At 40.3% G+C, this 21,181-nt stretch carries 14 protein-coding genes and 2 pseudogenes; 5 read left to right on the top strand and 11 right to left on the bottom strand.

Annotation, left to right across the window (positions count from 1 at the left end):
* Nucleotides 1-151: 151 nt before the first annotated feature.
* Nucleotides 152-1,474, bottom strand: coding sequence for an SO_0444 family Cu/Zn efflux transporter (locus tag P4S61_RS05150; protein ID WP_337117886.1), 1,323 nt, complete (start codon nucleotides 1,472-1,474; stop codon nucleotides 152-154).
* The gene (zntR, locus tag P4S61_RS05155) at nucleotides 1,458-1,871 is read right to left on the bottom strand and encodes a Zn(2+)-responsive transcriptional regulator (RefSeq protein WP_145234897.1); all 414 of its coding nucleotides are present in this window, start codon (nucleotides 1,869-1,871) and stop codon (nucleotides 1,458-1,460) included. Before zntR ends, P4S61_RS05150 begins: the two co-directional genes overlap by 17 nt.
* A gap of 100 nt (nucleotides 1,872-1,971) precedes the next feature.
* On the opposite strand from zntR, the gene P4S61_RS05160 reads away from it, so the two are divergent.
* A complete protein-coding gene (locus P4S61_RS05160) occupies nucleotides 1,972-2,916 on the top strand; it encodes a D-2-hydroxyacid dehydrogenase (RefSeq protein ID WP_337117887.1) in 945 nt (314 codons plus the stop codon).
* Between the two features lie 163 nt (nucleotides 2,917-3,079).
* Nucleotides 3,080-3,460 carry a DUF3192 domain-containing protein gene (locus P4S61_RS05165; RefSeq protein ID WP_145234895.1) on the top strand — a complete coding sequence of 127 codons (381 nt, stop codon included), beginning with the start codon at nucleotides 3,080-3,082 and terminating at the stop codon, nucleotides 3,458-3,460.
* Between the two features lie 66 nt (nucleotides 3,461-3,526).
* Here the strand turns inward: P4S61_RS05165 and P4S61_RS05170 are convergent, their stop codons facing one another.
* The 3 genes and pseudogenes from P4S61_RS05170 to P4S61_RS05190 all read right to left on the bottom strand — a co-directional run bounded on the left by P4S61_RS05170 (nucleotide 3,527) and on the right by P4S61_RS05190 (nucleotide 9,657).
* On the bottom strand, nucleotides 3,527-4,441 hold the full coding sequence (locus tag P4S61_RS05170; protein ID WP_337117888.1) for a diguanylate cyclase: 915 nt from the start codon (nucleotides 4,439-4,441) through the stop codon (nucleotides 3,527-3,529).
* A pseudogene (locus P4S61_RS22890) lies at nucleotides 4,410-8,193 on the bottom strand (ATP-binding protein). Before P4S61_RS22890 ends, P4S61_RS05170 begins: the two are co-directional and overlap by 32 nt.
* A gap of 66 nt (nucleotides 8,194-8,259) precedes the next feature.
* Nucleotides 8,260-9,657: a PhoH family protein gene (locus P4S61_RS05190; protein WP_337117892.1), complete on the bottom strand. Its 1,398-nt coding sequence runs from the start codon at nucleotides 9,655-9,657 to the stop codon at nucleotides 8,260-8,262.
* A 294-nt stretch (nucleotides 9,658-9,951) separates the two neighbouring features.
* Here P4S61_RS05190 and rapA point away from each other — a divergent pair, with 294 nt between their 5' ends.
* Together rapA and P4S61_RS05200 are read left to right on the top strand one after the other, a co-directional pair.
* On the top strand, nucleotides 9,952-12,846 hold the full coding sequence (rapA, locus tag P4S61_RS05195; RefSeq protein WP_182778366.1) for an RNA polymerase-associated protein RapA: 2,895 nt from the start codon (nucleotides 9,952-9,954) through the stop codon (nucleotides 12,844-12,846).
* A gap of 218 nt (nucleotides 12,847-13,064) precedes the next feature.
* A complete protein-coding gene (locus tag P4S61_RS05200; protein ID WP_337117893.1) occupies nucleotides 13,065-14,096 on the top strand; it encodes an IS110 family transposase in 1,032 nt (343 codons plus the stop codon).
* Between the two features lie 286 nt (nucleotides 14,097-14,382).
* Here the strand turns inward: P4S61_RS05200 and P4S61_RS05205 are convergent, their stop codons facing one another.
* On the bottom strand, nucleotides 14,383-15,072 hold the full coding sequence (locus P4S61_RS05205; protein ID WP_337117894.1) for a tRNA-uridine aminocarboxypropyltransferase: 690 nt from the start codon (nucleotides 15,070-15,072) through the stop codon (nucleotides 14,383-14,385).
* Nucleotides 15,073-15,249: 177 nt separating this feature from the next.
* Nucleotides 15,250-15,819, bottom strand: coding sequence for a TetR/AcrR family transcriptional regulator (locus tag P4S61_RS05210; RefSeq protein WP_145234818.1), 570 nt, complete (start codon nucleotides 15,817-15,819; stop codon nucleotides 15,250-15,252).
* A gap of 87 nt (nucleotides 15,820-15,906) precedes the next feature.
* Between P4S61_RS05210 and P4S61_RS05215 the strand changes: the two genes are divergently transcribed.
* Nucleotides 15,907-16,443 carry a dihydrofolate reductase family protein gene (locus P4S61_RS05215; protein WP_182731324.1) on the top strand — a complete coding sequence of 179 codons (537 nt, stop codon included), beginning with the start codon at nucleotides 15,907-15,909 and terminating at the stop codon, nucleotides 16,441-16,443.
* 147 nt (nucleotides 16,444-16,590) lie between these two features.
* Here P4S61_RS05215 and P4S61_RS05220 read toward each other — a convergent pair.
* The 4 genes and pseudogenes from P4S61_RS05220 to rpoH form a co-directional block, all read right to left on the bottom strand.
* Nucleotides 16,591-18,462, bottom strand: a pseudogene (locus P4S61_RS05220) (methyl-accepting chemotaxis protein).
* 357 nt (nucleotides 18,463-18,819) lie between these two features.
* Entirely contained in the window at nucleotides 18,820-19,938 is a 1,119-nt protein-coding gene (locus tag P4S61_RS05225; RefSeq protein WP_337117895.1) for an ISAs1 family transposase, read from the bottom strand.
* Nucleotides 19,939-19,973: 35 nt separating this feature from the next.
* Nucleotides 19,974-20,249 (bottom strand): hypothetical protein, encoded by a 276-nt coding sequence (locus tag P4S61_RS05230; RefSeq protein WP_337117896.1) that lies wholly within the window; start codon nucleotides 20,247-20,249, stop codon nucleotides 19,974-19,976.
* Between the two features lie 32 nt (nucleotides 20,250-20,281).
* The gene (rpoH, locus tag P4S61_RS05235) at nucleotides 20,282-21,145 is read right to left on the bottom strand and encodes an RNA polymerase sigma factor RpoH (protein WP_145234811.1); all 864 of its coding nucleotides are present in this window, start codon (nucleotides 21,143-21,145) and stop codon (nucleotides 20,282-20,284) included.
* Nucleotides 21,146-21,181 lie beyond the last annotated feature (36 nt).

Here is a 21,181-nt window from a genome sequence, read left to right on the forward strand (position 1 = left end):
TCTTTAAAGTTAAAAAAACGGTGCGCTCGTGCGCACCGTTTATATTCTATAGGCGATTATAACTCAGACAACCTAAAATGCGAACTAAGTCATTAATTTGGTCCATTGTTTATATTTTATAACAGCTAAAAATCTTTTTAATAACATTCAATTATGCAATGCTCTTACCAGTGCTGCGGTATTTACTAAACGCTCCTTTAAGAACTAAACGCGCCATTAACAGTGCTAAAATAGTACCACAGAGAAGGGTTAACCAATGTGGTAGCACTTGATGTTCATCACCTAATAATGGTGTAACAACAAAGCCAAATTCAGCCACTAAATAATCGGTTAAAAAACCAAATATCAAAGCGACACCTATTACACCAACTAAATAAGCAACCACTGCACGCTTACCAAGCTCATTGGCAACCACGCCAAGCGTCGCGACATTAGTGGCAGGACCTGCCAACATAAAGACTAAAACAGCGCCAGGTGCTACGCCACTTAATAACAAACCAGCTGCAATCGGCGTTGATGCGGTCGCACAAATATACATGGGAATACTAATCACGATCACCACCAGCATAGCCAAAATACCACTGCCCCATTGGGTTAAAAATGATTCTGGTACATAAGTTTGCACTAAGGCTGCAAAGAACAAACCAATCATTAACCACTTCATAGTGTCTGATAGCAATTTGTTACAGCTAAAACTCACTGCCTGTTTCATCTTTTGCCATTGGCTGGCTGGTGCTGCACTTGATGTATCGCAACAACTTGCCTTCTCTTCAACCGCTGCTGGTTTCGTTGAACAGCAACTAACCGTCTCTTCGACCACAGCTGATTTCGTTGAGCAACAACTTATCTTCTCTTCAACTGCTGCTAATTTAGTTGAACAACAACTTATCTTCTCTTCAACCGCTGCTGGTTTAGTTGAACAACAACTAACCTTCTCTTCGACCGCTGCTGGTTTCGTTGAACAGCAACTAACCTTCTCTTCGACCACTGCTGATTTCGTTGAGCAACAACTTATTGTCGTTGCTCGCTTTTGCTCATTATTAACTTCACTGATGTGATCTGTAGTTTGCGTTTTTTCAGCATCACGCCCCACTAAGACACCAGCGACAATAGCACTGCAAATCGCCGCTATTGGACGAATTATAGCCATAAAAGGACCTAGTAACACATACGATACCGACACCGAATCAACCCCTGTTTCTGGCGTCGATACTAAAAACGCAGTGGTAGCACTTTTTGAAGCGCCTGCACGTCTTAAACCAATTGCAGCAGGTATTACACCGCACGAACATAATGGCATTGGTGCGCCAATTAAAGCAGCTTTAACAGTCGTCCAAAAACCTTCTTTTCCCAAGTGTTTATTTAAGAAATCAGCCGGTAAGTACACATTTAATAACCCAGCTATTAATAAACCGAGCATTAACCAAGGTGCAGATAATAAAAATAACTGCCAAAAATTATTGATTAAGTCCATCAATGTCCTCCAAAGTGGTTAATATCGAACAGTTATCTGCGGGCTCTTTGCCTCCGCAGCACTTATCAGCTAACACGGATAATGATTGATGAAAACGTGTTAATTCAGCAATACGCTCTGCGACTAAGTCACGCTTTTGTATTGTTAAGTTTTTAACTTCATGGCAAGAATGCTGATGTTTTTTAAATTTAATTTGTAATAGTTCTTTGATCTCAGCCAAGCTAAAGCCAACATTTTTAGCGCGCAAAATAAACATCATTTGCTTAAGATCGGTTTGGCTATAATCTCGATAACCTGCTTGCGTTCGCGCTGAAGGCGTTAACAAAGCATGCTTTTCATAGTACCTTAGGGTATCTGTAGAGACACCTAATTGACTGGCAAATTCGCCTATTTTCATCACCGTCTCCAATTAACATATTATCAACTGATGCTGAGTATAAACCTTAGAGTACACACCAAGGTCAAGCATTTATAAATTTTTATTATAAGGAAAGCTCATGAATATTACTCTTCTCGATACTGCTACGCTTGCAGGCACATCCCTTGAACCTTTTCAAAAACTTGGCAACTTCACTAGTTATTCACTAACCAGTCCAGCACAAGTATTAGCGCATAGTGCAGGCGCTGATGTCTTGATCACCAATAAAGTGGTACTTAATCGCGAAACACTGGCAAAACTCCCTGAATTAAAGCTCATATGTGTAGCCGCAACTGGCACTAACAATGTTGATTTAGTCGCCGCTAAAGAGTTTGGCATTGCCGTTACCAATGTGGCCGGGTATTCAACACCTTCGGTTGTACAACATACCTTTGCACTGATCACCAATTTACTGGGTAATACTCACCGCTACATTGCTGATTGCCAACAAGGGTTATGGCAACAAAGCGAGATGTTCTGCCGCCTTGATTACCGTTTTAATGATATAGGAGGTAAAACTCTGGCAATTATCGGTTATGGTTCGCTTGGTAAAGCTGTTGCGGATGTTGCACGTGCTTTTGGTGCCAATGTAATTATCAGTGAGCGTAAAAACCAAGTAACTAGAGAGGGCCGAACAGAATTTTACCAAGCAATAAAAACAGCTGATGTTATTAGTGTACACTGCCCTTTAACCGATGAAAGTCGTGATCTGATTGGTGCTGCTGAACTTGCTATGATGAAACCCAATGCCATTTTAATTAACACCGCGCGCGGTGGTATCGTTAATGAAGCTGATTTAGCCAACGCACTGAGCAATAACCAAATTGCAGGAGCGGGATTTGACGTATTAAGTAAAGAACCAGCTGCGAAGGATAATCCATTGGCCGCTTATCGTGGTGATAATTTAATACTGACTCCACATATTGCATGGGCCAGTGAAGAGTCAATCATTCGCTTAGTAAAGCAAGTCAGCTTAAATATTAGCGCATTTAGCCAAGGTGAAAGTTTAAATAGACTGGTCTAATCAACTAACTTTTAGTTAGTCACGCTATAAAAGGTGGTTAAATATAATTCACCACCTTACAAAAAAATCTAACTCATTGATTTTAAATAACATAAAATATTGGCTAGTTCTTTGCTAGCTAATAGATAAATTAAAATCAATATTTAATATCCAGGATAAAATAATGAAAAAAGTACTTTTAATTGCCGCGCTTGCAGCCCCTCTTCTTACTGGTTGTGTAATTGCAGTATCCGATGGTGAAGCACAAACACACTGGGCTGGTAATAGTTCAAGCTGGGAAGAACATCATCAATTTAATCGTGAAAGCATCTCAGGGCTCACTTTAGATACCAGCTATCAAAATGTATTAAATAAATTAAAAACTCCCGACTTTACAGAATTATTAAAAAAAGACGGTGATGTATACCAAGTACTATTTTATGCCACCCACAGTATTCACTCTGACGGAAAAATGACAAAAGATGAATGTACTCCACTGGTCTTTAAAAACGAGAAACTGATTGGTGTGGGTGATAGTATTTATAATTCACTTAGCGCCATTTAGACACAAAACTAAAGCAGTAAAGAGTGGAGCATATTCACTCTTTATTTGCTGTAGTAACTGACTTTACTAACTTGCGTCAATAACTCGAGCGATAATTTTATCGCGGCCACTATCTTTAGCTTGATATAAACCTAAATCGGCTTCTTCAAGTAATATATGCTCAGAATAAACTTGACCAAACTCAGTTGTAGCAACCCCAATACTTATCGTAATGTGAGCGGCATTGAGTGATGCTTTATGCGGGATAGCTAGCGTATTAACAGCATCTCTGAGTTTATTAGCAAATTTTAATGCCTCGTGTTGGTTGGTATCGGGTAACACTGCGGCAAATTCTTCTCCACCGTAGCGCGCAACAAAGTCAGTGCCACGCTCACACGCTGCAACTAATGCATGTGCAACACCTTTAAGGCAGTCATCCCAAGCACGGTGACCGTAACAATCGTTATAACGCTTAAAATGGTCTATATCTATTAATAGCACCGATAACGGTGTACCAGCTCGACGGCTGCGACGCCATTCTCGCGATAAGCTTTCATCTAAATAACGCCGATTGGGTATTTCTGTCAGCCCATCAATGGAGGCGAGCATTTCTAACAAATCATTTTTTTGCTTAATCAATAATTGATTTCGCACTCGTGCACGTACTATTGCGGGACTAAATGGCTTAGCAATATAGTCCATTGCGCCTAATTCAAACCCTTTTGCTTCATCATCATGGCTTGTATTAGCTGAAATAAAGATAACTGGAATAGCGTGCGTAGTTGAATTTTCTTTTAACTGAATTAATACCTCATAGCCATTAATGCCAGGCATTACAATATCGAGTATAATTAAGTCAACCGCAGTTGATTTAACAAATGTCAGGGCTTTTTCACCACTTTCAACTAAAAATATTTCGTGATCATTCGCTAATGTTTTTTCCAACACCAATCGATTTAATGGGTCATCATCAACGATCAGTATTTTGGCTTTCTTCAACATTTACTGAGCCTTGTATTTGAATATATCTATTTACTTGTGCTAGTTCGAACTCTAACTGACTCAGGGATATTTGCCCTACGTCTGGTGTCTTGCGTAGTCTACTTTCTAATTGCTGAGCGGTAGCACTTAGGCGATTAAAGCCAAGATTTCCTGACACACCTTTAATACTATGCACTAACCGTTCCAAAGCTTTTGCTTGCATCGGTACTTTTAATTGCTGCAGATGACTTACACACAACTTAGCAAGTTTATCCAACATAATCTGCAATAAATCATTATTACCCGAGAATTGTTCTAATGCAAAAGAATGATTATAAAAAACAGCGCCGGTAATTTGTAGTTCATTGATCGCCGCTAATAACGTTGCTGCAACCACTGGTTTTGTTAAATGTTTATTCATACCTACGGCAAGTGAGCGTTGCTCGTCAGCTGCTTCACAATGCGCAGTTAGCGCAAAAATAGGTAATTGCTGTTGTTCATAACTTTGTCGCAATAAAGCGGTTGCTTGTAACCCATCGACTTCTGGCATTTGAATATCCATTAAGATCAGATCAGGCATGACTTGTGCAACCAAATCTATCCCTGCCATCGCCGAAGTTGCTGTCATTACATTAATATGTGCTTGACTTAAAATATTACTAATAATATCTAAATTAAGCTGATTATCATCAATAACTAACACTAGTAAGCCCGCAACGTTGAGTTTACTCTCTGCCGTTGTCAGATTTACATCAGGGCGTTTAGATATCGGCTCAACTTGCTGTATTCGTTGTACTAATGCAGAACTTTTCACGCTGCACATTTGCATACCTTTAAGAGTAGGCAGCGGAGTATTTGGAGCATTTTTAACAACATAAAGCTGCGTGTTATTACTCATCAATGCTGTTTTTATATTGTCTCGCGTTATTACTCTCGGTAGATCAACGTCATTAATGATGATCCGCTGATAATCTGCTAATACAGCGTGGTCTGTTAATTCAGCTAACTCAAAAAATTCTAGCTGTTTTAATGGCGCTAATGCGGTAGGTAAATTAATTCCCCGCTCAGAATGAATCACTAAAGTATTGTGCCAGACGATAGGATCGATTTGAGCGGCAACATTAAAGGTTATAGTAAAGAAAAACTCACTGCCTTGGCCTTTATTGCTGACAACTTTAATTTCAGCTCCCATTAATGCCACTTCGTGTTTGACTATAGCAAGCCCTAAACCAACGCCTTGGTGGGTACGAGTGAGTGATTCGTCGCCTTGCGTAAATGCGTCAAATAATCGACTCTGATCAGCTTTATCAATACCGATCCCGGTGTCGATCACTTTAAAACACAGGGTTTGTTGTGTTGGCGTCAATTCAACGGCTGTTATTTTCAAAGTGATACTGCCATGTTCAGTAAATTTCACGGCATTGGTTAGTAAATTACCGAGCACTTGCTGTAAGCGAATGTAATCGCCGACTAACTGCGGAGCAATTAGCGGATCAATATCGATATTAAAAGCCAACTCTTTTTGCTGGCAGAGCCCTATTAATACACTCTCGCAGCTGTCAACAAGTGCAACTACAGCAAAATCAACTAAATCTAATTGCACTTGGTTATTTTCGATTCGCGCAAAATCAAGCATTCGATTAAGCATGGTTAATAAACTTTGCGCAGCATTTTTTGCTTGAACTGCATGCTGTTGCTGCTGCGCTGTTAAGCCTTGCTGAGTTACCATATCAATAAGGCCTGTCACAGCATGCAGTGGCGTGCGTATTTCATGGCTTAAGTTAGCAATAAATCGGCTTTTGGCCTCGGTTGCCCGCTCGGCATCTTGTTTGGCCTGAGTCAATGCACTGACATCTTGAATATGAATAACATAATAGTAAGGTGCTTGTTGCTCATCCCATACTAAAGAGACACTCAGCTGCCACCAGCAATTTAGCTCTTCTTGTCCTAAAGTAAGATGGTAAACTTTCTTTTTCTCACTCAGCAATAAAGCTAAAAGCGTTGCTATTTCTTGCCACTGTTGTCGTGGAAATAAATCCACTAATAATAAATCCTGCTCAGTTTTATCAATCTTAAAAATCTTTCGCGCAGTTCGATTAAGTTGTAATACGGTCTGTTCAAGTGAAAGTAAAATCACTCCATTAGCTGCATACTCTATGGCGCTGCGAAACTTAGACTCTGACGCTTTTAATGCCAAAAGAGCTTGTTGTTGGGCGGTTATATCCGGCCAATTCCCATTGAACCTAGTAACTGATTTTGATCGTTATAAAATGGCGCGATGGTTAATTGAAAGGTTTGTAGCTGGGTTTCAAGTCGTTGCTCAGCTTTCATTTTGGTTGTTAAAACTTGTTGCTCTAATTCACTGATCTGGCCATTATCATCACTAATATCACATAACTGCTGACCAACTAACTGCCCTTGCTCAATACCTATGTATTGTTCATAAGCACGATTACATCCTAAGAATGAGCCATCAATGTTTTTAAAATAAATAAGATCTGGCACACTATTGAGCATAGTATTCAATAATGCTAAATGGCGTTCTTTAGCCTCATAACTGCGTGCGAGTTCACGGGTCTTTATTTTTACTTGATCATCAAGTTCACTATTTGCCTGCTGCAATGAGTTTACCAACTGCTGATTTTTGTTAAGTACCCACTTGATTCGGCTAAACCACGGCTGCCAGTTTGCTGGTATATGATAATTTGAATAATCTTTATAATGCTCCTCATTTTGCTCAAGATACGCCATTAAATATGTCATGGGTTTCACAAAAATACGCTGGCTTAACCATAACAAGGTACTGAACATCATCACTAAAAACATACTCAAAAAAGTAAGTTCAATTAATACATCAGTTACAATCGGTGAGGCTAATTCATCATGTGATGCAAAATAACCCGCATAAATTGGTAGCTGCTTTTGCGCTTGTAAAAGAGTGAGATTACCCTGATTATCTAATTCTGCTAATGACGCTTTAGCTGAAGGCCAATACTCCGCTAATGGCGTGTCTTCTTCAATATCGTAAAGTGAGCTGATAATGACGTGCTGCGCACTATTTAAAAATATATATTCGCCACTGCGCGGCGATATTTTTTTAGCCATTGCGATACTGCCGATAAGTCATAAATCAAAATAATATAATCTTCACTGCCCTGCTCACGCGCACGCCCTATTGATAAGTAATTTTTACCAGCCACCTCTACTATCGCACTTGATGTCAGTGAATTGTCAGCCAGTGCTGGGCGCAACTGGCCATCCAATACTTGAGTTAACATTAGGCTATCTTCATCACGACGACGTTTTATATAAACAAAGCCTTGCTCATTAACATAAGCAACTGCCGATAAGGATTGAATTAACGATAATGCGGTATTAAAAGCAGGTCCCAAGGCGATCACTTGCTGCCATTGAGCTATCGCATTAGGAGTGGTCGAAAACTTACCTTGCCCGACAATTTCACCGCCTCCATCAGGGATTTTTCGGTAATAATAATTCTCTTGCTGATTAATATCTTCAAGCCATTGCGGCTCAAATTGATACGACAAAGGTTGCTCGTATAAAGAGAACAGTGTGTTGATCAAGCCATCAGCACCATTCATAGCATGCTCAACTTGCGCTGCTATATTGGCAAAATCCGCTTCACGTTTAGCAACGGCGCGATCTAATTTAATATTATATAAGTGTAAACATAATAGAAAAGCCACCAGCAGCGGCACAATAAGTGCCACAGCCAGTGAACGATAGTAATGTTTTAAAGGTAGAAAATTCAATCTACAATCCGATGCTTGGCGCTAAATTTGTCAACAAGGTTAGCGAGCTAAGTGGGACTGCGCAAGTTATAAATTTTCTTCCGCAAACGATGCTAAACGGCTTCTCACCACACCATTTAAGTTAACCGTGGCGCTGCCTTCAAAATCTTTAAAGCGCTCCACAATATAAGTTAAACCAGAAGTAACTGGAGTTAAGTAGTTACTATCTATTTGCGCAAGGTTACCAGAGCAAATTAACTTAGTACCTTCACCACAACGGGTAATAATAGTTTTCAGCTGTGAGGCGGTAAGGTTTTGGCTTTCATCTAAAATGACCACGGCATTTTGAATGCTGCGACCACGCATAAAGTTAACTGATTTAAACTGTATGTTGGCCTTTTCCATAATATAGTTACGGCTTGAAATAGGATTTTCGTCACCTTTGTGTAATACCTCTAAGGTATCGGTGATCGCAGCTAACCATGGTGCCATTTTTTCCTCTTCGGTACCTGGTAAAAAACCGATCGACTCAGCAATTTCAGGAGTATTTCGGGTGACAATTACCTTATCGTAAATACCTTTTTCAACCACCATTTCCAAAGCACAGGCAAGCGCTAGTAATGTTTTTCCGCATCCTGCAGGACCTGTTAAAATAACTAATTCAATACTGGTATCGAGTAACGCATCCATTGCCATGCCTTGATAAATATTTTTTGGCTTTACTCCCCATGCCGACTGATGCATTAAACGCTCAACACCGATATCTTTGAGCATAATATGCTGCTCATCATAAGATTTGACTCGTGCGGCAAACTGACCGCTGTCATCAAGTAAATATTCATTGCAAAATACATCGGGGATCAAACTTTTTGCCACTTTATGAAACGCATCACGACCATGTTGTTGTGTTTCACATTCGCCCACATGCTGCCAAAAATCGCCAGCAATTTTTTTATAACCACTGGAGAGCAAAGCAATATCATCAATCAGCTGATCGGTACGATAATCTTCAACAAATTTAAGCCCTGCGCCTTTGGCCTTTAAACGCATATTAATATCTTTGGTAACTAACACCACTTTGCTATTAGGATGTTGTTTTTGTAGGTGCACGGCACAATTGATAATACGGTGGTCATTTTCGTTGCCAGGTAAACCTGAGATAGAATCGGCAAATAAATGATCATTAACAATAATAAGTGTGCCAGCCGAAGATGCTTTGGCCTTTTTATTACTAGGTAGAGCGACACCTTTGAGCATTTGTTCTGGTGTGGCATCTTTGAGTACTTCATCCAAACCACGAATGGCCACACGGGCATCACGGCTGACATCATGCTTACGATCTTTTATATGATCCAGTTCCTCTAAAACTGTCATGGGAATTACAACATCGTGTTCTTGGAATGATAAATACGCGAGGGGTTCGTGAAGCAATACATTGGTATCTAGCACATACATTTTACTATCAAGGTTCGAAGCTTTTTCCATAGCACTTTCCTTACGTTTTATGATTTTTATGCTATACACAACTAATCAAGTAAAACGGGTGAACGCTCACCCTGAAAAACTTAATTGCTAGGTATATTCTAAGTTTAGCTTAGATGTCATAAAAGTCTGTTTTATGACAAACCTTTTTTTGTTTTGAATTAATCCTTATTGCAGCAGCTTTAATAGGAATAATTCACAGTTATTAAATTAATTAAAAGTCAGCTGGTTCGTGCCTTGCAGTGGTGTTAGGTAACAGGTAACATAGCCGCCTTTTTCTTCATAGACGAGACATACATGAATTTTTCCTTAGGTCAGCGTTGGATCAGTGATACAGAGTCAGATTTAGGATTAGGCACAGTGGTTGCCCTTGAGGGCCGTCAGGTCAGCATTTTATTTCCCGCCAGTGGCGAAAACCGTGTTTACTCAATGCTAGAAGCACCGGTTACCCGTGTGGCATTTAATCCTGGTGATGTGATCAAAAGCGTTGAAGAATGGGAACTTGAAGTCGAGTCAATTGAACCTATCGGTGATTTACTTTGTTATCACGGCACTCGTATTGATAACGGTGAAAAAGCACAATTAAAAGAAACGTTTTTAGATCACTTCATCAAATTTAATAAACCACAAGACCGCTTATTTGCCGGTCAAGTTGACCGTTTTGATCGCTATACATTGCGCTATCAAACATGGCAACACCAGTTTGAACGCCAACAATCACCTATTAAGGGGTTGATTGGCCAGCGCGCAAGCTTAATTCCGCATCAGCTTTATATTGCACAAGAGGTCGGTAAACGGTTTGCTCCTCGAGTATTATTGTCTGATGAAGTAGGCCTTGGTAAAACCATTGAAGCAGGGATGATTTTACATCAACAAATTATCAGTGGTCGCGCAAGCCGAGTGCTCATCGTAGTGCCGGAGAACTTGCAGCATCAGTGGTTAGTTGAAATGCTGCGTCGCTTTAATTTACACTTTTCAATTTTTGATGAAGAGCGTTGCGATGAAGCATTTGCCGACTCACCAAATGTATTCGACACTGAACAGTTAGTACTAACTAGCCTTGAGTTTTTAACCAAGAAAAAACGCTGGTTTGAACAAGCAACAATGGCTGATTGGGATTTACTGATTGTTGATGAAGCGCATCATTTAAGTATTACCAACGGTAAACCAAGCACTGAATATCAACGTATGGCTGAGCTTAGCCAAGATATTCCAGGGCTGATACTATTAACAGCAACACCGGATCAACTTGGTCACCGCAGCCACTTTGCGCGCCTACAGTTACTCGATCCTGATCGCTTTTATGACTACGATGCCTTTGTTGCTGAAGAAAGTAACTATAAGCATGTGGCAGAGGCTGCTAATCAATTATTACAACAGCAAGCCCTTGATGACAACGCCAAAGCCACGCTAATTGAGCTGTTAAAAGAAACCGACATCAGTAAGGTGCTTGAACAAGCGCAAAATGGCGATGCAGCGGCCCGTAAAGAGATTTTGGCGATGTTATTAGATCGCCATGGCACAGGCCGTATTTTGTTTAGAAATAGCCGTAGCGGCATTGACGGCTACCCTAGTCGCAAACTACACGCCTACCCGATGGCGATGCCGAAACAATATAAAACGGCAATTTCAGTATTGGGCAATATGAGCGGCATTAAAAATGCAGAGCTTAGCGCGCAACGCGCCCTATTCCCTGAAAAAATATTCCAAGAGTTTGAAGGCGAAAGCGCTAGCTGGGGACAATTTGATCCTCGCGTAGAATGGTTGATCGACACCCTAAAAACCCTTAAACGCGAAAAAGTCCTGCTTATTTGTGCTAAAGCCGAAACCGCTATCAGCCTTGAGCAAATCCTGCGTGAACGCGAAGCGATTAAAGCCTCAGTGTTCCATGAAGGCATGACAATTATTGAGCGAGATCGCGCCGCTGCATTCTTTGCTGATGAATACGACAATGCACAAATATTATTGTGCTCTGAAATTGGTTCAGAAGGTCGTAACTTCCAATTTGCTCATCACTTAGTGTTATTTGATTTACCACTGAACCCAGATTTACTTGAGCAACGTATTGGTCGCCTTGACCGTATTGGCCAAACTCAAGACATCAACATCCATGTACCGTACTTTGAAAACAGCGCACAAGAAGTATTACTGCGTTGGTATAACGAAGGCTTAGATGCCTTTGAAACCACCTCAAGCACCGGGCAACTTTTGTATAAAGAGTTTAAAGATGAGCTACTTGAGTTTATTGCCGCCCATAACTGTGATGAAGACGAGCTAGAGCCATTACTAGAGCAAGTAGCCGGTCAAAACGCAGTCCTGCGTAAACAAATGGAAAGCGGGCGTGACCGTTTGCTTGAGTTACACTCATCAGGCCAAGGTGCAGCAGACTCGCTGGTTGTTGATATTGAAAAACTAGACAACCAGTTTGAACTACCAAGTTATATGATCAACGTGTTTGATACCTTTGGCGTTAGCCAAGAAGACAAAGGTGAAAATACTATTATCTTAAAGCCAACTGAGCATATGCTAAATCCGTCATTCCCAAGTTTAAAAGATGACGGCATGACAGTCACATTTGACCGTGACACAGCACTGGCACAAGAAGATGTGCATTTCATCAGCTGGGATCACCCTATGGTGCAAGGCACCTTAGACATGATCTGTGATGATGACTTTGGTACTGCGTCAGTCGCATTACTTAAAAACAAAAAATTACCACCAGGCACCTTTTTTGTTGAGCTAATTTACGTAGCAGCAGCCATGGCACCAAAAGCGCTGCAAGTTGGCCGCTTTTTACCGCCGACGCCGATTCGTATTTTGCTCGACAAAGCCAGTAATAACCTAGGCGATAATGTAGGTTTTGATGGCTTTAATCAGCAGCTTTCTGCGGTAGGCCGTCAAACAGCCAGTAAACTTGCTGGAGCACTACAAAGTGCGATTCACCCAATGCTTAAAACAGCACAAGAAATGGCGCAAACTAAGTTAGAAGTCATTCGCACTGCGGCGCTTGAGCAAATGCAACAATCGCTCAGTGAAGAGCAGGCGCGTTTAGCTGCTTTAAAACAGATAAACCCAAATATTCGTGAAGAAGAGCTTACCTTCTACGACAAGCAACGCACTGAACTAACAACTTATATTGGCAAAGCCCAGCTGCAACTAGATGCCATTCGCTTAATTGTGGTATCACATTGATTTGAGAGCTGAGCTTTAAGTTATAAGCTGTAAGTTTTAAGTTTAAAAAAGCGCGGTGTATTAAGTTACAGCGCGCTTTTTTATTACATGTTACGCTGAAAACCCACGCCAACAAGATATTGCCCATTCGTAGCAGATGTATGGACTCCTCCCCATTAACGGGAGAGTACGGTATAAAGAAACTGCAGAGAATCTTTTACCAAATTAGGAGTCCATACATGGCACATTGTAATTTAGTTGCTATTGATTTAGCAAAAAATACTTTCCAAGCGGCGCAGTTTAAAGGCAACAAACTGATGTCCAATAAATCAGTTAACCGTCAAACGCTGCTTGAGTTATTAGTTAAAGCAAAACCGTCAGTTGTTGCTATGGAGGCATGCGCAAGCGCCCAGCATTTTGCGCGCACTGCGCAGTCCTTTGGTCATGATGTAATACTCCTTGACCCTTTGTTCGTGAAAGCATTTAGACAGGGGCAAAAAACAGATGCGAACGATGCAATCGCAATAGCCGTTGCCAGTCGAGTCCCGAATGTTCGTTCGTGTAAAATTCTTACCATTGAAGAGCAGGCTTTACAGTCACTTAGCAAAGTAAGAGCGTTAGCAGATAAACAAAAAATTCAGTTATCAAACCAAATTCGCGGGCTACTCCTTGAGTTTGGTATTGTGATTAACCAAAGTGAGGCCGCATTTAAAGCAGCCATACCCGATATTTTAGAAGATGCAGAAAACACACTGCCGCTAGAACTAAAGCATGCTCTCGCGCTCAGCTATTCACTTTATAAACAGCAGTGTGACAATAAGGTAGAGCTGCAAAAACAAATAGAGTGTATTGCAAAACAAAATGATGGCTGTCAACGCTTAATGGCTCTCGAAGGAGTCGGCCCAATCACGGCTATCGAGGTCCTGTCTTTTTTAGGTAACACGACACAGTTTAACGATGGAAGAAGTGCTGCGGCGTGTGCAGGAGTGACACCATTACAGCATTCGACAGGTGGCAAAGCAAAGATAGGGCGCATACCCAAAAGACGAGGTGGTGCATTAAGACGAAACCTATTTTTAGGCGCTCGCTCAGTAGTGAGTAAATTAAAAAACAGAGAAGCCACGACAGAAAAAGAACGATGGATAAAAAACCTTCTAATAAGAAAAGGTGTCAAGTGCGCCGCTATTGCATTAGCAAACAAAACAATGCGAACAGCCTACGCCTTACTCAAAAATGGAACGAGTTATGAAGCAAGATTATTAACCGCGTAAAAATAAAAAGTCAGCAAACAAAAGAATTGAACAAGCCAAGATAGAGCATTAAGTGGTGAGACCCACCCTTGAGAGCCTGAAAAATCGCTAGTGTACGAAGATACCGTGTAGCAGATAAGGCACAAGGGCGCGAAAACATCAAAGTGGCCGAGGTAGCGCCTCATTAGAGCCCGTATATAAGCACGCAATCACATCATTTTAATGTAAAAAGGCTTGTGCAATAGGAGCAGTCCATATAAGCGATTTTATATCGCGATTTTTCGAGGTACAACATGGGGAAACCAAATTACTCAGGTCTGCCTTTATTGCGCTTACCTAATAAATACGCATCGCGAAACTTCATAAAATGCTGTTCAAGCTTAGTTGCTGCATCAACCTCCCCAGCTAGTGCTAAAACCAAAATGGCCACTTCAACGGTGCCAAGTTGGTGTGCGTGAGGGGCTACACGTAAGCGATAATCTGACAGTTTTTCTGCGGTAATTGAGAGGACTGGCAACTCGTCTAAATACGGGCTTTTGCGGATCATTTTTTTCGCTTCACGCCATGTGCCATCTAAAAAGATAAACAAGGGACGTTTATTAGACTGGTGTTGTACATCAGTAATAACGCGTGCGGTATCTTCAACATCTGTAGCAGGAAAGATCACCATAGGTTGATATTGCGGGTCATTTAATAAGGCTAATAGTTTATCGTCAGGATCAGTCCTGTCCCAACGAAAAGCATGATTATCAGGAATAATTTCAGCAATTAATCGCCCTGTATTAGAGGGTTTAAAACTCTCGTTGTGATACATAAGTAAGCATACCGCCGCCTTACTATCAGCCGGCTCCACACCGTCACAAATACAGTAATGTTTCGCGATTAAGCATCGTTCACAGCGATCCATTTTACCGCCACGGGCATTAAACTCACGACGAGACTCACTAATTTGTTGAGCGCGTAAAACCAGTACTGAATTACTTGAGGTATTAGTCACTACGATTACCTATAAATTGATCGGCGCGTATTGTAGCTAAAATCAAAATGAATTGATATCTGCTATCAAAACGTTGCCCCTCTGTTTTAAGCGCCAAGTAAAAGTACTTACTAACTAAATATTATGGCAGTTAAACAATTAAAGGGCTCCAATCAAAAATAAACTGTTATCAATAAGTTACTGGTTACTCATGCTCAATGAAGCATTGATTCCAGCAAATATAATATCAAGCGATCCATCAACATCATCAACTGTTAATTGAGCTGTACTATCACAACTCATCGACATAGAAAAACCATGTAAATAATCAGCAAGTAAATTTAGTGAAGCCTTTTCTGCTGATACTTCCAGATTTAAATCCTTTGTAATTATTTTAAATCTATCAATAAAAACGTTAGCTGGGCTTGTAGAATTCATAGACAACAATGTTTGCAGCAAACCATCATATTTACTTAAAAGTGCAACATAGCTTTTTGAGAGCTTTCGTAACTCTACCTCCCACTCTAAATCATTCTTAGGTATATACATCTCAAAAATTAGAGATGTTGTTAGCTCTTCTAACAGCACGTTTTTATTTTTAAAATAATAATATATTGCCATTGCATCTACATGAAGCTCTGCCGACAAAGATCGAATACTCGGTATCTTACCGCTAGTTAACATCAGTTTTTTAGCCGTTTTTATTATTTCCTCACCGCTTAATACCTTTGATTCTTTTTGCGGCCGGCCTCTTTTTTTAACCGTCATAACCCTGCCTAATTTATTGAAGCTTACAAAAATATTCTACAGTGTAGAATATTTGATATTAATATAGAGTCAACATAAGAGACAACTATGGCTAATTTAGCATTTATAGCAACAAGTTTGGATGGCTACATTGCAGATAAAAATAATGAAATTGATTGGTTATATTCAATCCCCAACCCTAATAATTTAGATATGGGATTTGTTAAGCATATGCAAAGTATTGATGCCTTAGTTATGGGCCGCAACACATTTGAATTAGTGTTAACGCTAGAATGTGAATGGCCATATTCAAAGCCTGTATTTGTTTTAAGTAATACCCTAAGCAGTGTGCCAGCAAGCTGTGAAGGTAAATTTTCTATAGTAAAAGGTGATTTACGAGAGTTAACTACAAAACTTCAAGATGATGGCTATAAAAATTTATATATAGATGGCGGTGTGACAATTCAAAACTTCCTAAAAGATGATCTGATAGACGAAATGATAATTACCACAATTCCTGTTTTATTAGGTGCTGGTATTTCGTTATTTGGTCAGCTGAAAGATACTCTCGAATTTCGATGCATAAAGTCTGAAGTATTCCCTCATGGTATTAGTCAAAGTCATTTTAAAAGACACAGAATATAATTTAAAACAATTAAAATTCCTTTCCTCCTCCCCTCTCAAGTTAATATTTTAATTTACGATTGAGTAAGTCTGTAGGGAGAAAACCCCTCATACAAACTTACTCAATTTTGATTAGCTGGTATTCAGCCTCAAAGCAAAAATGTCACATTACAGAATAAAGGTAGCAACTTTTTCGTTTAAGTCAGTTGCGCGATCTTTAAGCATTTTGGCTTGACTTAAATGAGTCATCGCCGACGAAGTGATTTCATCAGTGACATCTTTTATCGCGACCGTGTTTCTGGTTATCTCATTTGTTACTTGAGTTTGCTCCTCGGCTGCAACGGCAATTTGTCCCGCCATATCGGAGATCTCATTCACTGCTTGAGTAATCTCTTCTAAAGCTTGTGCTGCGGCGTTGACATCGTGAACACTATTATTAGCTAAACTTTTACTGCTATCCATCAAGCTAACCGCTTTTTTAGTGGTATTTTGCAACGTTTCAATCGTGGTATAAATCTCTGCAGTAGAGTTTTGAGTTCGATGTGATAACACCCGAACTTCGTCTGCGACAACTGCAAAACCACGGCCTTGCTCGCCGGCACGCGCCGCTTCAATCGCAGCATTTAATGCTAGTAAATTAGTTTGCTCTGCAATCTCCTGAATCGTCGTTAAAATACTTGAGATTGCTTGTGCATGCAGGCTCAGCTCACTGATCACTACTGTGGTTTCATCAATTTCTGATGCCAATGAGTTAATCGTGGTTCTGGTTTTATCAACTAAGCTTTTCCCCTGAATACTGCTTTGCGCCGACTGCTGGGATGCGGCAGCGGTATTTTCAGCGTTAGCTGCAATTTCATGAGTAGCACTGGACATCTCTGTAACTGCGGTAGCAACCATTGTAACTTCTTGCTGTTGGCGCTGTAGTTCATTAACGCTTGATTGATTGGTTAACAGACTTTTCTCTGCATCTGAGTCTGAGATCAGTCGCTAGTTGACGAATATGACTGATCAGCTGATGTTGACTACTTACAAAACTATTAAAGCTATCAGCTAACATGCCGACTTCGTCTTGGCTGTCGACTGTAATACGCTGAGTTAAATCACCATTGCCTGCAGCAATACGAGATAACGCTTGCGACACGCGACTTAGTGGCCCTAGTAGCAAACTTAACAACCAAGAAATAGATAATACACTAATGATCAGTGCTAACGTTGCCAGTCCTAACTGGGTGACCATCAAGCTTACTAATGGTGCCTCTAACGTTTGTTTGTCGAGTACAAAAACTAGCTGCCAACCTGTATTTTGGATTTTTTCCCCCAAAGTAGCTTATCCCGAGCTTCAGTTTCAAAATAAACAGGCGTAAGTTGGCCTGTTTGGCTACTTGATTCGATTAGTCGGCTGCTTAATTTAGTCTCAATATTGGTAATTTTACCCATCAATTTACTTGAGTCTTTATAGGCGATCACAGTACCGTCTTCATGCATCATGATGGCATAACCGTTTGCCGGTAGAGACATATTGCTAACGCTATCGACAATACTCGCAATTGACACATCACCGCCAACCACACCATTGCGCACTGGATGAGCTATGGTAACGACCAATAGATTAAAGGCCACATCCAAATAAGGCTTGGTAATTATGCTGCTACGAGCTTGTTGTGACTGCTGATACCAAGGACGTGTTCTAGGATCATAACCTGAGCGGTCAATACTGGGATCAGAGTCCACCATCAGCCCGTCGCGGTTACCAAAATAGGTTAATTGAAAATCGCCAGATATCTGTGCTTGCTGCAATGCATTAAGCGTATCACCTTCGACTTTAGTGGCGACAGAAGCGATCACTCGCTGACGATCGGTTAACCATGCTTCGATACGCGCGGCTTGCTGTTTACCTGCTTGCCTCACACTATCAACACTGTTTTGCAGTAACAACGCTTTTTGCGTGGAGTAGCTATACCATGACAATAATACAACAACAATTACGAGGGCGAGAACAACCGATAATAATATTTTTTTCTTTAGTGAATATGAATTCATATTGAGTGCTAATACTGACTTTAATTAAATTGAAATACGGATATAAATACAGCTTGGGGTTAGCTTAATTTAGAGTATGAATTGAGAGACAATTCTCAATCTTGTTCTATTTTCGCATACAATATTTAAATAATAAATTAAAATCAAAGATTTAAGAGAATATAAAAAGAAGCATTATTAATTCAATGTAAAACTTAAATTAATAACCTAACGAGTGTAAATAAATAGCACGGTATAAATACTGCACGTATATTATTATTTAAAATAATTGTAACGCCTAGTCATTATATTAAATTAAGCAAAAGTAATAAGCCGTGACGACGGAGCAGTCACCCAGGGCAAGAGCATGAAAAAAGTCTATGATTTCAATACCTTTTCAAGGTAATCTGTACTGCGCATAGCTTTTTTCTGTTTTGCGGGCATGCCTTTATTAAAGCTTGTTTCTGCTTTTAGCTGATTAAATGCGATGTGTCTCAGCCCCGCAAATACAGGTGCTGCACCTTCACGCCTAATTCGGCAATCATCTTCTTTAAATCCGACATCTAAACGCCAATGTAATCCATTCTCTATTTGCCAATGTTGCCGTGCGGATCTTGCGAGTTCTTCCGCCGATAGATATGCTGAACTGATGTAGTATCTATAGCATAACTCATTGCTTACTTTGTTTTTTTCTTTCCTATAAGAAACAATAACTCCCACTGTTTTGGCATCTTTCCAATTGCTCGTTTCTGATAAATCACTTACGTTATGACTAACAGCACAACACCTGAATTCTTCTCTGTTTTTATGATAATCGGCTTCATTAAACAAAACTCCTTCGGACGCTTGTCGTGTGACCTCAGGTAATAAAGCATTCTCTACTTGTGACAGCAGTCCTTTATGGTTCGCTTTTACTGCCAGTAGGTAATCGGCTTGTTTATCCACTATTGTCTCTGCAATTGATTTTTGACACCCCATAGCGTCAATCGTGACTAAGCAGCCTTTTATCTCCAGTAATTCAAGAAGCTCTGGTAACGCTGTTATTTCATTCGACTTTTTATCAACAGGGCATTGCGCCAAAACAACACCATTTTCGCACGCAAATGCACTGACCATATAAAGTGCATCGCGCCTATCTGACTGATTAAATGAACCTTTCAATCGCTTACCATCAATCGCAACTACATCGCCCTGAGTTAATTTAGAACAGTCTTTCATCCAAGAAGAAAAAGAATCTTGAAACTGCGTCATATCAATGCGACTCATCACACGAGCGATTGTGTCATGGCGAGGGATACCTTGCTCAAGAGGAACGTACTTCCTGAGCCAATCTAATCTATCATGGCCAAAATCTTCAATATCTTCCCAGCCTTGGCACCCAGATATGACAGCGCTGACAGCTAAGAATATGATATCAAAAAGTTTATGGACAACTTTACCCTGCTGGCGAGGGTCGGCAATTGATTCGAAATATTTAAATAGTTGAATATCAGGCATGGGGGCTCCTTAAAAAGGAGTATAAGATCATACTTTTAAGTCAAGGTAAAGTTCGTGATCTTGCCCTGAGCAGTCACCCTGTATGAAATCCATATTATAGCTCTACTTTTCTGATCATCATCTGTGAAAGGGTTTAACAGGGTTTTTCTAGTCAACGGTTTATCTTCTTCATTAATTTTTAGTAGTAACGCTTTTCCATCAATCTCAGCGCTTGTAATACTAGTATCAAAGTAGATTGGTTGTCTTGCTTTTTGCCACTTATGACTTAAAACTTGTAACTTCCCTAAACGCAAAAAGCCCCGCATTTTCATGCAGGGCTTTTAATAATTTTGTAAAACTGTGATTAACTCATTGCAGCTTGTAACTTTTTCATTGCTGTTTTTTCAAGTTGACGAACACGCTCTGCAGATACGCTGTATTTTTCAGCCAGTTCTTGCAGTGTTGCTTTATCGTCTGATAACCAACGAGCACTAACAATGTCTTGTGAACGTTCATCTAGGGTTTTTAACGCACTAAATAAACGTGTATGAGATTGCTCTTGATATTGTTGCTGTTCAACTTCTTCAGCTAAATCATTACTGCCATCAGTTAAGTATTGCACAGGCGAATAGGTACTAGTTGGTGCGTCATCGCTGTCGTCACCGGTTAAATCAAAGCCCATGTCTTGGCCGCTCATGCGCGATTCCATTTCACGAACTTCTTTTTCACTCACACCTAGCTCACTCGCTACGGTAGCAACTTCAGCTTGGTTAAACCAACCTAAACGTTTTTTGTTTTTACGAAGATTAAAAAACAATTTGCGTTGCGCTTTAGTGGTCGCAACTTTAACAATGCGCCAGTTTTTAAGTACAAATTCGTGTATTTCGGCTTTGATCCAATGCACTGCAAATGAAACCAAACGTACGCCCACTGATGGGTCAAAACGTTTTACTGCTTTCATCAGGCCGATATTGCCTTCTTGGATCAAATCAGCTTGCGGTAGACCGTAACCTGAGTAACCTTTAGCTATATGTGCAACAAAACGAAGGTGAGACATGATGAGTTGCTTTGCAGCGTTAAGATCGCCATCTTCCTGTAAGCGAGTCGCTAACTCTTTTTCTTGCTCAGCACCTAGCATAGGTATAGTGCTTACCGCTTGAAGGTAACCGTCCATACTTGCGCTTTGCTGTCCAACTGTGAGTGCCATTGCGTATAAATCTTTACTCATTTTTCACCTCAGTGATAAACATTTGAAACCATCTTA

Source organism: Pseudoalteromonas sp. B160 (assembly GCF_037162485.1).
GTDB classification, from domain to species: domain Bacteria; phylum Pseudomonadota; class Gammaproteobacteria; order Enterobacterales; family Alteromonadaceae; genus Pseudoalteromonas; species Pseudoalteromonas rhizosphaerae.